This is a genomic window from Paenirhizobium cremeum, assembly GCF_022884085.1.
Lineage (GTDB): Bacteria > Pseudomonadota > Alphaproteobacteria > Rhizobiales > Rhizobiaceae > Allorhizobium > Allorhizobium cremeum.
This window is the reverse complement of the sequence record NZ_JAGGCS010000005.1, coordinates 337,854-350,394: the sequence shown is the minus strand read 5'-3', so window position 1 is coordinate 350,394 and position 12,541 is coordinate 337,854. Positions and strand designations below refer to the sequence as shown.

Annotated in this window: 16 protein-coding genes and 3 tRNA genes; 12 read left to right on the top strand and 7 right to left on the bottom strand. The window is 59.6% G+C overall.

What is annotated here, in order from left to right; genetic code table 11:
- Window positions 1–260: 260 nt before the first annotated feature.
- Together J5N58_RS12155 and J5N58_RS12150 are read right to left on the bottom strand one after the other, a co-directional pair.
- Window positions 261–334, bottom strand: a tRNA-Gly gene (locus J5N58_RS12155).
- Window positions 335–355: 21 nt separating this feature from the next.
- A tRNA-Tyr gene (locus J5N58_RS12150) sits at window positions 356–440 on the bottom strand.
- A gap of 206 nt (window positions 441–646) precedes the next feature.
- Here J5N58_RS12150 and rlmB point away from each other — a divergent pair.
- Genes rlmB through J5N58_RS12135 form a run of 3 tightly spaced genes read left to right on the top strand, consistent with a single transcriptional unit; the run spans window position 647 to window position 3,562 of the window.
- Window positions 647–1,531 carry a 23S rRNA (guanosine(2251)-2'-O)-methyltransferase RlmB gene (gene rlmB / locus J5N58_RS12145; protein WP_244710932.1) on the top strand — a complete coding sequence of 295 codons (885 nt, stop codon included), beginning with the start codon at window positions 647–649 and terminating at the stop codon, window positions 1,529–1,531.
- Entirely contained in the window at window positions 1,528–2,304 is a 777-nt protein-coding gene (locus J5N58_RS12140) for an HAD-IIB family hydrolase (RefSeq protein WP_244710930.1), read from the top strand. The genes rlmB and J5N58_RS12140 overlap by 4 nt, the downstream gene beginning before the upstream one ends.
- 40 nt (window positions 2,305–2,344) lie before the next feature.
- On the top strand, window positions 2,345–3,562 hold the full coding sequence (locus tag J5N58_RS12135) for a glycosyltransferase family protein (protein WP_113425959.1): 1,218 nt from the start codon (window positions 2,345–2,347) through the stop codon (window positions 3,560–3,562).
- Window positions 3,563–3,583: 21 nt separating this feature from the next.
- Here J5N58_RS12135 and J5N58_RS12130 read toward each other — a convergent pair whose 3' ends face one another.
- Both J5N58_RS12130 and J5N58_RS12125 read right to left on the bottom strand, forming a co-directional pair.
- Window positions 3,584–4,069, bottom strand: a complete 486-nt coding sequence (locus tag J5N58_RS12130) for a hypothetical protein (RefSeq protein ID WP_113338841.1) — start codon at window positions 4,067–4,069, stop codon at window positions 3,584–3,586.
- Window positions 4,070–4,186: 117 nt separating this feature from the next.
- Window positions 4,187–4,399: an alkylphosphonate utilization protein gene (locus tag J5N58_RS12125; RefSeq protein ID WP_099057536.1), complete on the bottom strand. Its 213-nt coding sequence runs from the start codon at window positions 4,397–4,399 to the stop codon at window positions 4,187–4,189.
- A 604-nt stretch (window positions 4,400–5,003) separates the two neighbouring features.
- Between J5N58_RS12125 and J5N58_RS12120 the strand changes: the two genes are divergently transcribed.
- From J5N58_RS12120 to J5N58_RS12085, 8 genes are all read left to right on the top strand, one after another.
- Window positions 5,004–5,582: a recombinase family protein gene (locus tag J5N58_RS12120; protein ID WP_244710928.1), complete on the top strand. Its 579-nt coding sequence runs from the start codon at window positions 5,004–5,006 to the stop codon at window positions 5,580–5,582.
- 21 nt (window positions 5,583–5,603) lie between these two features.
- Window positions 5,604–6,185, top strand: a complete 582-nt coding sequence (locus tag J5N58_RS12115; RefSeq protein WP_244710926.1) for a BRO-N domain-containing protein — start codon at window positions 5,604–5,606, stop codon at window positions 6,183–6,185.
- Window positions 6,186–6,255: 70 nt separating this feature from the next.
- Window positions 6,256–6,435 carry a hypothetical protein gene (locus J5N58_RS12110; protein ID WP_244710924.1) on the top strand — a complete coding sequence of 60 codons (180 nt, stop codon included), beginning with the start codon at window positions 6,256–6,258 and terminating at the stop codon, window positions 6,433–6,435.
- A gap of 699 nt (window positions 6,436–7,134) precedes the next feature.
- A complete protein-coding gene (locus tag J5N58_RS12105; RefSeq protein WP_244710922.1) occupies window positions 7,135–7,482 on the top strand; it encodes a hypothetical protein in 348 nt (115 codons plus the stop codon).
- On the top strand, window positions 7,479–7,991 hold the full coding sequence (locus J5N58_RS12100) for a Rha family transcriptional regulator (protein WP_244710920.1): 513 nt from the start codon (window positions 7,479–7,481) through the stop codon (window positions 7,989–7,991). Before J5N58_RS12105 ends, J5N58_RS12100 begins: the two co-directional genes overlap by 4 nt.
- Before the next feature lie 395 nt (window positions 7,992–8,386).
- Window positions 8,387–8,662 (top strand): hypothetical protein, encoded by a 276-nt coding sequence (locus J5N58_RS12095; protein WP_244710917.1) that lies wholly within the window; start codon window positions 8,387–8,389, stop codon window positions 8,660–8,662.
- A 22-nt stretch (window positions 8,663–8,684) separates the two neighbouring features.
- A complete protein-coding gene (locus tag J5N58_RS12090) occupies window positions 8,685–9,593 on the top strand; it encodes a hypothetical protein (RefSeq protein WP_244710915.1) in 909 nt (302 codons plus the stop codon).
- A gap of 235 nt (window positions 9,594–9,828) precedes the next feature.
- Window positions 9,829–10,059: a hypothetical protein gene (locus J5N58_RS12085; protein WP_244710913.1), complete on the top strand. Its 231-nt coding sequence runs from the start codon at window positions 9,829–9,831 to the stop codon at window positions 10,057–10,059.
- On the opposite strand, the gene J5N58_RS12080 is transcribed toward J5N58_RS12085, so the two are convergent.
- From J5N58_RS12080 to J5N58_RS12070, 3 genes are all read right to left on the bottom strand, one after another.
- Window positions 10,056–11,411 carry a tyrosine-type recombinase/integrase gene (locus J5N58_RS12080; protein ID WP_244710911.1) on the bottom strand — a complete coding sequence of 452 codons (1,356 nt, stop codon included), beginning with the start codon at window positions 11,409–11,411 and terminating at the stop codon, window positions 10,056–10,058. The genes J5N58_RS12085 and J5N58_RS12080 overlap by 4 nt on opposite strands.
- 85 nt (window positions 11,412–11,496) lie before the next feature.
- Window positions 11,497–11,572: transfer RNA gene (locus tag J5N58_RS12075), tRNA-Thr, on the bottom strand.
- Window positions 11,573–11,631: 59 nt separating this feature from the next.
- Window positions 11,632–11,769 (bottom strand): hypothetical protein, encoded by a 138-nt coding sequence (locus J5N58_RS12070; protein ID WP_162757605.1) that lies wholly within the window; start codon window positions 11,767–11,769, stop codon window positions 11,632–11,634.
- On the opposite strand from J5N58_RS12070, the gene J5N58_RS12065 reads away from it, so the two are divergent.
- A complete protein-coding gene (locus J5N58_RS12065) occupies window positions 11,768–12,541 on the top strand; it encodes an NAD kinase (RefSeq protein WP_112828869.1) in 774 nt (257 codons plus the stop codon). The two genes, J5N58_RS12070 and J5N58_RS12065, sit on opposite strands and share 2 nt — an antisense overlap.

Genomic DNA, 12,541 nt, shown 5'->3' with positions numbered 1-12,541 from the left:
AACGTGCGGCTTCGTGCGCTCAAACTTACTCTTTGCCATTTGAATGCTTCCTATGATCGAAATGGGTTGCCCCGGCGAACCGGTTTGGTCCCGCCGTTTAAGGCTTTCGCGGGAATTGCGCAAGACTTAATTGTTTTCGCTTGGAGGCGCCATCGAATCACCGGGAAGCTGCGGCGATGCGCGTGCCCGAGACAAAGATCGCCATGGGGCGATGCACTGGCAGGCGCCAGAAAAACAACAACTTAGCGAAATGAGGGAACTGGAGCGGGTAGCGGGAATCGAACCCGCGTATTCAGCTTGGAAGGCTGCTGCTCTACCATTGAGCTATACCCGCGGTGTTCGATCCGAGAACGAATGGTGGAGAGAGTTGGATTTGAACCAACGTAGGCGAAGCCAACGGATTTACAGTCCGTCCCCTTTAACCACTCGGGCATCTCTCCAGTTTTTCGTCCGGATCAGCGACCAAGCTTTTCAGTCGAGATCTGCGAGGCGTTTGCCCCGTGATCTGCGGCGGGTATATGACCGCCCTTCCCGCTCATGTCAACACGATGAAGGACGAAAATTTTCGAATTTTTTCATCGGGCCTGTGGACGGGCGTCGCCGGCGCGGGTCTATCGCCCGCGATCTCCTGCCGTTATAAGGACGCATGGCAAAAGATCCGAAAAACGACAAATCCGCCCGCGACAGCCACTATGCAACCCTGCGCCGCCAGGTGCGCGACGCCAAGCGCGAAAGGGGCGAAATTCCAACCCCTTTGCAGCCGAAACGCCGCAAGGCGGCCGGCGACTGGACGCCGCCGCAGCTTTCGCCGGACCAGGTGCAGCTTTACGGCCTGCACACTGTGCGGGCAGCGATCGACAATCCCGAGCGCAAGCTAATCAAGCTCTCGGTCACGCAGAACGCGCTGGCGCGACTGGATATCGGACCGGTCGAGGAACTCGGCTTTCCTGTGGAAATCGTCAGCCCCCAGGATCTCGACAAGATGCTCGGGCCCGATGCCATCCACCAGGGCGTGATGCTGGAGACGCGCGCCCTGCCAGTCCGCAGGCTGGAGGCGCTGAAGGACAGTCCTCTTCTTCTGGTTCTCGACCAAGTGACCGATCCGCACAATGTCGGCGCCATCATGCGTTCGGCCGTCGCCTTCGGTGCCGGCGCGGTCATCACCACGATGCGGCACAGCCCGACGGAATCCGGCGTACTGGCGAAATCGGCCTCGGGCGCGCTGGAGCTCATTCCCTATATCCAGATCACCAATCTTGCCGATGCGCTGGAAGAACTGCACAAGCTCGGTTTCTTCTCCGTCGGCCTTGATTCGGAAGGGCCTGCCCCAATGGAGGAAACCCTTTCCGGCGACCGGATCGCGCTGGTGCTCGGCTCCGAAGGCAAGGGCCTTCGCCAGAAAACCCGCGATACCGTCAGCGCGCTTGCCCGTCTCGACATGCCGGGCGCGATCAAATCGCTCAACGTATCGAACGCGGCGGCGATAGCACTCTATGCCACCCGCCAGCACCTGATGAAACAGAAGGCATGATCGTCGTCTTCACCGACCTCGACGGAACGCTGCTCGACCACGACAGTTATTCCTTCGAGCCGGCGAGACCCGCACTTCGCCTGCTGGCCGAAGGGGGGATTCCGCTCATTCTTGCGAGCAGCAAGACGGAAGCGGAAATGCGCCCGATTGCGGAGGCGATCGGCATAGACCATCCGATGATCGTCGAGAACGGCGCCGGGATCGCCAACCTGCCCGGTCATGAAGCCGAGGCCGCGAATCATTACGAATCCTTGCGGGCGTTTCTTCATGACCTGCCTGAAGACCTCACCGGCCTCTTCAGCGGGTTCGGCGACTGGAGTGACGAAGAGGTCGCCCGCAAAACCGGTCTGCCGCTTTCCGCAGCGCGGCTGGCGCGGCAGCGCCGTTTTTCGGAGCCGGGGCTTTTTTCCGGAGACGCCCGCCAGAAGGCCGCGTTCACCCGGCTCGTCGAGACGGCGGGGTATCGGGCGGTTCAGGGCGGTCGCTTCCTAACCCTGATGCCGGACACATCGAAGGCCGAACGCATGGCCACCATTGTCGCCCATTACCGGCAGGTCAGCGACGAAGACGTCCATTCGATCGCGCTCGGCGACGCGCCGAACGACCTTGCCATGCTCGAAGCGGCGGATATCGGTGTCATCATCGCCAATCCATCACATGAAGCACTTCCCGTCACGGAACGGGAAAGACGCGGCTTCATCCTGCGCTCGCCCAAGGCGGGTCCCGCAGGCTGGAACCACATGATCCACCAACTCGTTGAAACGGGGTTTTAGACGCACGGCCGCAACCGTGCCTTTTCAGAAAGGACTAGATATGGCGGATTTCCATCAGAACGGGGTGGTTGCCACCCTGCATAATCTGCGTGAGCGCTCGATCGAACGCATGGAACGGGAACTCGCGATCTACGCGGCCAATCGTCCCGTCACCCTGGTCATCCCCTCCCTCTATTCCGAACTCGAGGCGCCGGCCCTCGACCATATCGTCAGCGAGATTTCGCAGGTTCCCTATATATCGGAAGTCGTGATCGGCCTCGACCAGGCCGACCGCGAACAGTTTGCCCACGCCAAGAGCTATTTTTCCCGCCTGCCGCAAGTCCATTCGATTCTCTGGCACGACGGCCCGCGGCTTCGCGCGATCGACGCGCAACTGGCCGAAGCCGATCTCGCTCCAGACCAGCCGGGCAAGGGCCGCAATGTCTGGTATTGCATGGGATATGTGCTCGGTGCCCGCAATTCCGGGGTCGTCGCGCTGCACGATGCCGATATCGTCACCTATTCCCGCGAGATGCTGGCCCGGCTTGTCTATCCCGTCACCAATCCGAGTTTCCCTTACGTTTTTTCGAAGGGCTACTATCCGCGCATTGCCGATCATTCGCTGAGCGGACGGGTGACACGACTGCTCGTCACGCCGCTGCTCCTCAGCCTCGAACGGGTGATCGGACATCATCCCTATATCGACTATCTCAAGGCTTTCCGTTATCCGCTCGCCGGCGAATTCGCCATGCGCACGCATCTTCTTCCGGATATTCGCATCCCCTCGGACTGGGGGCTCGAAATCGGCGTACTGTCCGAACTCTGGCGCAGCTTTTCGAACAACGCCATCTGCCAGGTGGACATCGCAGACAGCTACGATCACAAGCACCAGCCTCTTTCGGCGGAAGATGCCTCCGCCGGGCTCTCGCGCATGTCGACCGACATCGCCAAAGCGCTTCTGCGCAAGCTTGCCACGGATGGGGTCGTCTTCAGCCAGGAGAGCCTGCGCACGCTGAAAGCGACTTATTTCCGCAATGCCCTCGATCTCGTGGAAATCTACCACAACGACGCTCGAATGAACGGGCTGACCACCGACCGGCACCGCGAGGAACTGGCTGTCGAACTGTTTGCCGCAAATCTCGTCGAGGCCGGCAACGCCTTTCTCGACAATCCGAACAGCACGCCCTTCATGCCAAGCTGGAACCGGGTGCAAAGCGCCCTGCCCGACCTCATCCGCGAGATGCATGAAGCCGTCCGGGCGGACAAGGAGGAAGACTAACCTACCCTGCCCGCCAGGAGGTCAGGCCGCCGCCGGATGGAAACGCGTGACCGCCAGATAGCCGGCGGCAAGAAAGGCAAGGAGAACAAGGCCCTGCGCGGCGGCAAACGGCGGCTCCGAGCCGGTGGGCGCCAGTGCATTCAGCGCCGGAACCTTGGCGAAGGCCTGTGCGACAAGGACAAAGACGTTGAAGTAAAGCGAAATCGTCGAACAGACGACGAAGACGACACGCCAGCGACCGGCCAGATGAAACCGGTAGAGCGCGACGATTGCCGCAACGAGCGTCACGGTCACGATGATGCCTACCCCGATTGCCGGCGTAAAACCGGTGAACGGGAATAGAAAGCCGGTTAGCACGGTAGCCAGGGTGCTGATGAGAAACGCCGACGTCCAGCGGGACATGCGGTTCGATCTCAGCCAGCCACGCAGAACGACAAGCCCCGTCGCAATGCCGACGAGGCTCAACAATACGTGAAAGAGGGTGAAAGGCGTCATTCCGAAGATCATCATGAAGCTCCGTCATAAAATGCCGTGCTCCACTAAACGCCCAAGAATGCCGCCTGTAAATTGCGATTCCCTGCCGAAACGCAATTTTCTGTTGATAAGAAAGCCGGAACCCGGCCATCAGGCCTTCTTGAGGAACTCGGTGCGCAACACCAGACCCTTGATCTTGGCATGGCGGCATTCGACTTCGGCCGGATCGTCGGTCAGGTGGATGCCCTTGATCATGGTGCCGCGCTTCAGCGTCTCGGACGTGCCCTTGACCTTGAGATCCTTGATGAGCGTGACGTTGTCGCCCTCGTTGAGCACCGTTCCGTTTGAATCCCTGACTTCCATGGCATTTCTCCTGTTTGGTCTTCCGCCGGCTTATCGCCGCGAAGCCCGGCTGTCCAGCGCGCGGCAGAAGAATCATCTGAGCGTCGCCCCGGGCGAGCGGCGGGCGCGGCAAACCAATAATAAAGGAAGGAAATGGTGCCCCCGGCAGGTACTAAGGCACCAAATCGAACCACTGGAGAAATCAGAAATTCGACCGTAGTTTCAAGGCATTACAGTGCTTCCGGTCTCTTGACCTGTTGCGCTCTTGTGTACCTCAAGCGGCCTGAATGTGGACCGCATCGCCAGACTAGCGCCGAGAACGGGGTAGTCAAGGGCGTTTCTATTTGGCGGAAAAATCCGAAGTGGCAACCTCGACAGGTGAGGAAGCGCGTGGCCCCCCGTGGCCCCTTCCGTCTCCCAGTCCGTGGCCCGCATGGTGCCGCCCTCTGGTCCCTGCCAGCCCAGCTCACCGGCTTCACCTTCATTCTACTTTTGCGCCACGCGCTGGCGCTGGCCGTCTGCCCGCTAGTGTCCACTAAGGTAAACATTGGTGCACATAGGGATTGACATGTGCATTAATCGTGCACTAAGTCATGTTCACGAAACATCTTAGAGGATAGTGCACATGAACGCCAAGGCAGGGACCATCGTAGGGTACGCACGGGTTAGCTCGACAGGGCAGGACTACCAGACGCAGGTGGACAGGCTCATAGCAGCAGGGGCCACCAAGATATTCAGTGAGAAGCGGTCCGGTCTTGATGATGACAGGCCGGAGCTTGCCAAGTGCCTCGACTATGTTCGGGAAGGCGACACGCTCATTGTCACCAAGCTGGATCGGCTGGCCCGTTCCGCCTCTCACCTTCACCAGATCGTGGACCGCCTCAACAATGAGGGCGTGGGCTTCAAGGTGCTGGACGACGCCAGCCTCGACACCACGACGCGCACCGGCAAGCTGGTATTCGGCATCCTCGCCAGCATCGCCCAGTTTGAGACCGAGCTTCGCAAAGAGCGCCAGCTTGAAGGCATTGCCAAGGCGAAGGCCAAGGCGGAGAAGGCTGGAGAGAAGTGGATCACAGGACGCCCTGTGTCGCTCAACCACGATGAAATCAGGAAGCTCCGCGCCGATGGGTTGTCTGTAAGGCAGATCGCCAAGGAAGTGGGTTGCTCATCGTCAGCCGTACAGAAGGTGTTGAAGGCGGCATAAACCGCCTCCGGCATCCCCGCCGTGTCCCTGTTCGACTTCAAAGGCCACCAGATCAGGGTGGTGACGATTGGGGGAGAGCCGTGGTTCGTTGCGAAGGACCTCTACGAAATCTTGTATGGCGTGACGACGGGCCTGTCTTGGGTGGCCGGAACGCTGGACGGGACGGAGCGGCAGGTTATCAACCGATTGAGGGTGGCGGACACCCTCAAAAGCCTTTTCCCGGCCAAAGGCCGAGGGGACCTCGCTCTCATTTCCGAAAGCGGCCTCTACAAGCTCATCCTCCGCAGCGACAAGCCCGAAGCCAAGCCCTTCCAAGACTGGGTGACGAAGGAAGTCCTCCCGGCGATCAGGAAGGACGGCGGCATAGGTGCGACATTCTGTCCACACCTTCCCACTATCGGTACCATCCGTTCCCCGCACGTCGCCGCTGCCGTTGCCACGTATGGCTTCCCCGGTCCCATTACCGGGAGGGTCTCGACAANCGGTACCATCCGTTCCCCGCACGTCGCCGCTGCCGTTGCCACGTATGGCTTCCCCGGTCCCATTACCGGGAGGGTCTCGACAAGGTTCCAGATAGTCCCATTACCGGAACTAAGTTATTGATTGACCATTGATATTCAGTCCTGCCAAGGTCTCCGGGCATTAGATAACAGCCTCGTACAAGGAGACCAGCATGAAACCGAACACCCGCCAAGCAGACTTGCGTCAAGCCACTATCGCCGCCCTTTCGGAAGCTGTTGAGTTTCTGTCATGTGCAATCCGGGCAGCAGCCTACGGGGCTGACCTCAAGGGCGATGACGTGAAGAAGCCCGTGGAATGGGCGCTGGCGAAGGTGAAAGAGGCCGGAGGATGACCCGGACCTCCGATTACCCACTCCATCAAGGAATTACCCCACACTTAAGGAAGCCTCTCTCTATCCATCCCCGGATCATCTAATAATGTTGGACATGGGGTCATGTGGAACATTAGTTATATGGAAGGGGGGATGAATGTTTTCCTGTAGTGGTGCTTGAAGTGGATAGCTACTTCCTAGTCCTTCCTCTCTATATCCAGAGCCGAAGGCTCCACCTCATCCAACGATAGCAACACCTCTAGTCCAACGTACGTGCTACCTATCGTGGGCATACCTCAACCTGTTTTCAAACCTGCATAAGACTTCTTTGTAAGTCCCCGTGAAACCCATCCGCTGTCTGTATTCGATCCTTTCCAGTGGCGAGGGGCGATGTTCAAAAGCACGGGGGCTTACATGGTGGTCTGATTGCGAGTTGGATCATCGACACCCGATTGTCTTAGCCGGGGTCACTGTTGCTGCGACTAGGGGTCAGTCTGGTCTTCTCGGGCCTTGGCTGGCCTCTCTTTTCCTCGACACCATAAACCACGCCTCATCAAGCTATGCGATAATGCATGACTAATACGGTGAGTTATGCGCTGTGCGTGGGTCTCACTATCTGTTCAGAAATCTGCAAGCCCCCCATTCGCACCCCTTTCGTCTGCCCGATCAATACGGCGGAAAGGGCCTCTTTTTCACGCATCTGCATCGGAGTTCTCACACATGCCCCAACCCCGCCCGCAGACCCTTTCGTTCACCGATCTCGCCGGTCGAAGGGTTCTCAAAGTGCCACTCGACAAGGCCGGTCGAGACCACGCCAAAATCCTCGAAAGCGACTACCAGCGGCTTCTCCGCATGGGATCGACAGGGGTTCTTACCGGCCACATGGTCGATGGGAAGAAATATGTCCGCACCACCGTCAGGACCGGCCCCGGATCACGCCGACAGGAAATGGCCGCACGTCTTCTTGTCGGGAAACCGAAGGGTGGTCTTATCCGGTATGTCGATGGCGACCCCACAGACCTCACCCCCGAAAACATTCTCTACATCAATCGAAAGGATCGTTCATGACCTCCATCACCCCGAAGGCCACAGCTTTAATCACTCCAAATTTGGAGGCATCACCCGTCGCCCCCGACAGTATCCCGGAAGTGTGCCGAGACGTGCCCTTCATGACTTCCCTAGAGATTGCCAAGGTCTTGGGGATGCGCCACGACAATGTGATGCGCGACATTGAACGCCGTCTTGGGAATATCAAGGAAGATGCACTCAAATTTGAGGGTATCTATCGCGACAGCATGAACCGTTCACGTCGCTGCTACTGCCTCCCCGGCAAGTACCTCCTGTTTATCACCACGGCATACGACGATGCGGGCCGCATGGGCCTCATTGAACACTGGGAAGCCGTCAACGAAGGCTGGATCAAGCCGCAGCAGGGTGTTGTCAATCATGTTGTCGAACGCCTTGTGAACGGTGGACGAAAGGCCCGCATGGTGGAACTTCAAGAGGCCGAGGAACGGGCCATGCTCTCTGGGCGTCGTCTCACCGCGAAAGAGCGCAACTTCATCTTGCTCCCGTGAGGCCCGAACATGGCAATTGAGTTCGGCCCTGACCACAGGCCAACTTCCACCGTCTTCGGAACCGGCACCGGAGCCGATCAGGAAAGCCGGAAGCTGCAAGCCAGCATGGCCCGTAGGCTTGGCGTCAGAGCGGAGAAGTGTCGCTCTTGTGGCGTTGCCTATGTGGGTGGTCACGGGGATGTGGGCCGCTGTACGCCTTGCCTCTCCGCCGACGCCTCTGTGAAGGCCCACGGCTCCCCGGTCTCCACGCTCTATATGCGGGAAGACGGAACATTGACCCCCACGATACCCGATAGCCGCCCGTATGTCGCTCCGTCAGGCTCCACCAGCAGACTTGCGTCCGAGAAACCCCTTGGCGCTGATACGCTGGAGGACTGTACGTCTGGGGATTGGACTTGACCGGACCCGCCAAGAACTGGGGCTGGGGTTCCCAGTCGATCCCCGACGATGACCCCGAACGTGACCGTAAGATGCACGACCGTCTCACCGGACGGGAACCGGGGCTGGAAAGCATGGGTGGCCCTTACGGGTTCGCTCAGTGGGACCGAGCGCCCGCATGGTGGCGAGATCAGCAGATCAAGGCAGCGAAAGCCATCACCACGAAACATGGCCACAGGCCGGAGGGTCCGCCAGCGACCCGCCTACATCCGAACGTCTGGCAATACCTCTAATCATCCATTGAAAGGATCACCCATGACCGAAGTTACCATCAACGATATGTCGCCGGAAGAACTGGCGGCTCTCACCGCCCAGTATGAAAAGCAGGTTCCACAGATCAGCCAGAAGACGGTTCCGACCGGCTTTGTCGGCATGGAGCATCATGTCGAGATCAAGAACGGCAAGCAGATCGTCACCAAGCAGGTGAACCATACGGCCTACGCCAATCCCGGCCTTGCTCCGGGCCGCGTCATGATCGGCGGCATCGAAACCGACATTGAAAGCGCCATTGCCTCCGGTCTCATGACAAGGGATCAGGCCGCACAGGGTTTTCAGCAGCCCGCCCAGTCCTCCGGCGTACAGTCCGACGCTAAGGGGATTGAGGCGGGCCAGCAGCAGGATCAGCAGGACAAGCCCTCTCCGGTCTCCGAGGAAGCCCGACAGGCCAAGGAAGCATCCGACACCCTCAACGCCCTAGACGCCACTATCGGGGCCGCAGCCGTGGACGCTGCATTGGCCGAGGTGGTCGATAGCGGGTATATCCCCGAAGACGGTTCCTTGCCGGAAGGCGTCACCATTGCCGATGTCATCAAGGTTCATGCCGGATATGTCGCACAGGCCAATCACCAGCTTGCCGAAGTCGGGGCCAGTGTCGATATGCTCATGGACTTCTGTAACTCGGATGAACTCCGGGATGCACGACAGGCCACCATTCACGGTTCTCATGACCGCCTACGGGAGATTGGAAGGGCGGCCGTCGAGCGCCTTGCCACGCTTCCCCAGTCTGACCCGGATCAGTTCGCGGAACGCCTTGAGGGCATGACCAAGGCCGAAAGGGCTTGCCTCCGGCAGCACAAGAACTCTGGCGAATGGATCGTCTCGATCCCCGGCAAGCCGGAAATGTCCTTCGGGGCAGCGGTCCGTATGGGCCTAGTCCGCCTGTAATACCCACGTTCTCTATGGCAGATCGGGAGGTAGTCTGTACCGGATACAGACTGGGTGACGAAGGTTGTCCTTCCTGCCATCCCCCCTAATCGCCCCATACAGACTCACACAAGCGCACCAGCAGTTCCCCGGTAGTGTCACCTATCGCGGGCCTCTGGTGGCCGCTGGTGAGTCTGTGTGGCCTTTTCTTCTATCTTCCGGCCCACGGCCATCATCACCGTAAGGAAATACCACCATGACCTCTAAGAATATCACCCCAGCAGCCGAAGAAGCAGCAGCCCCCAAGGCCACCAATAAGGTGCACACGGGCCAGCGCTCCAAGGCGGAAGACGCCGCCGCTCTCAAGGCGCAGATCGCCCACGCCGAAGCCCACGGCCATAAGATCGTCACCGAGAACGGCAAGCGGTTCATTGTCGAGAAATCGGCATTCGGGCTGACGATCAAGACCCCGATTGATCCGGCCTAAAGGCCATTAAGCGCCGCCTTCACGGCCCCCGCAGCCACCTCTAACCGTGCATCCGGGCCACCATACCGCTCACCCATGCCGCCACGGGAATGACCGAGAACAAGGTCTTGGTCTCCGTCGCTCACCCGCGCCCGGATCATGCGGTCTTTCATGGTGTGCCGGAGAGAGTGGACCACGATCTTGTCATCCTCCGTCACCGCCCGAATATGCTTCATGAGGCTGGCAGAGGCCACATCGGCTCCCCGGACCTTGCCATATCGGGGGAATAGTACCGGGCTATCTCCAGCGGCCTTCACGGCCTCTCTGGCAGCGTCCAAGGCTTCCCCGATCAATGGCACCCGCCGCACCGATCCCGCCGTCTTGAGGCGTCTATGGGCGTGGTGAACAAGATCGAGATACGGCACCGGGGCGTCAAGCTTCACGTCGCTGACCAGAAGCCCAGTCACCTCACCAAGACGGCATCCGGTTCCCTCCAGCATCCGCCATATCTGCCACAGATCGGCTCCCGCATGGGCCTCCAGACGGGCACGAATGGCTTTGAGGGTCTTGGCAGGGATCGGAGACCGCTCCTCTCTTGCAACCGTCTGGACCCGTATTTCCAGCCTTTGGAACGGGTTCAAGGCGTCACGCAATCCGAACTCCGTAATGCCGAAGCCGATCATAGCCCGAATGTCGTTCACGTATCGACGCACGGTTGACGGGTTCATGTCGAGATCGCGGATCATGTGATCCCGGACTTCGCGGGCGTCTTCACGGGTGAGCCGGTCAAGGGGCCTGTCCGTCTCGATAGCATGTGCGAGATAGCCCATGACACGCTCCAGCCGGAGGGTCTTCTGGTTCTCGTTTATGTCGCCCTTGATCCTCTCTTGAAGATAGAGCCGCTTCGCGTCTGCCAATGTCGGAGAGGGGCGGGGAATACGGCCCTTGTTCGCCACCAGATTGACCGCCTGACGCTCCACCGGATCGGAGAGACCGGAAGACAAGGCGCTATCCCGGATCACGTCAGCGGCCTCTGGATCGGCCCCAGTCAACTCCCGGTCCCCGACATAGACCTTCATGGCCTCCAGTTCGGAAGCCCTACGTTGTGCCAGACGGTGAACCTCTAGGGGTGTTAGATCGTCGGGGGAACCAGCAGACTTGCGTCGGGCCGCACCCCTCCGGGCATCCTCCACCATTCTCTCAAATTCGGCATTGACCTTCGGGTAGTTCCGCAAGGCTTCCCGTTCGGTCTGACCAAGGAGCCGCTTGAACTCTCGCTTGCCGATCACTTCCGCAGCATCTTTCGGGATGCGTCGGCGGTAGTGGAATGTTCCCGCTGCGGTGAGGACGATGTGTTTCAGGGTGATACCCATGTGGACCTTCCGTGTACCTCTTTGTGTACCGGAAGGATTGTCTAAGCCTTGAAACCATTGAGAAAACTACGTTTCTCAGAATAAATGGTGCCCCCGGCAGGGTTCGAACCCGCGACCCCCTGATTACAAATCAGGTGCTCTACCAACTGAGCTACAAGGGCATTGATGGCCGTCAATAAGGGCAAATCGATCCGCGGTAAAGGAAAAATTCTCGTGATGGTTAGGCGGCATGGTGAACGGGCGCGACGATGCATCCGGCGCCGCGGCCCGGATGGACGGAACCGCCGACGGTGCGAAACGCCTTGTCGCTGCCGGCCTTTATCATGTACGACAGGCGCACATTCAAAGGGCCGTCCATGTCTCGCTCGTTCCGCTCGCTTTCCTTCCTTGCCTCCAATACCGACGAGGCCCAGGCCTCCCGCGAGGAGTTGATTCGCCTCTACGGCAATGTTGAACCGAGGCAAGCCGATGTCGTCGTGGCGCTCGGCGGCGACGGCTTCATGCTGCAAACGCTGCACGAGACGATGAATTCCGGCAAGCTTGTCTACGGCATGAACCGCGGCTCGGTCGGTTTCCTGATGAACGACTATTCGACCGAAAACCTGTGCGAGCGGATCGCCGCGGCGGTCGAGAACGACTTCCATCCCCTGAAAATGACGACGACCAATGCCGACGGGACGACGTCGATCGCGCTCGCGATCAACGAAGTCTCCCTGCTGCGCCAATCCTACCAGGCCGCCAAGCTGAAGGTTATCATCGACGGCCAGGTGCGACTGGAGGAGCTGATCTGCGACGGCGTGATGGTGGCGACGCCTGCCGGTTCGACCGCATACAATCTTTCCGCCCATGGCCCCATCCTGCCGCTGGAAGCGCCGCTTCTGGCGCTCACCCCGGTCAGCGCCTTTCGTCCCCGCCGCTGGCGCGGCGCGCTGCTCCCGAACAAGGTGAGCGTCGACATCATCGTGCTGGAGGCCGAGAAACGGCCGGTCAATGCCGTTGCCGATCATACGGAAGTGAAGTCGGTCGTGCGCGTGCAGATCGCCCAGTCCCAGGACACCACCGCCCGCATCCTGTCCGATCCAGACAGATCGTGGTCCGACCGCATCCTCGCCGAACAGTTTTCGAACTGA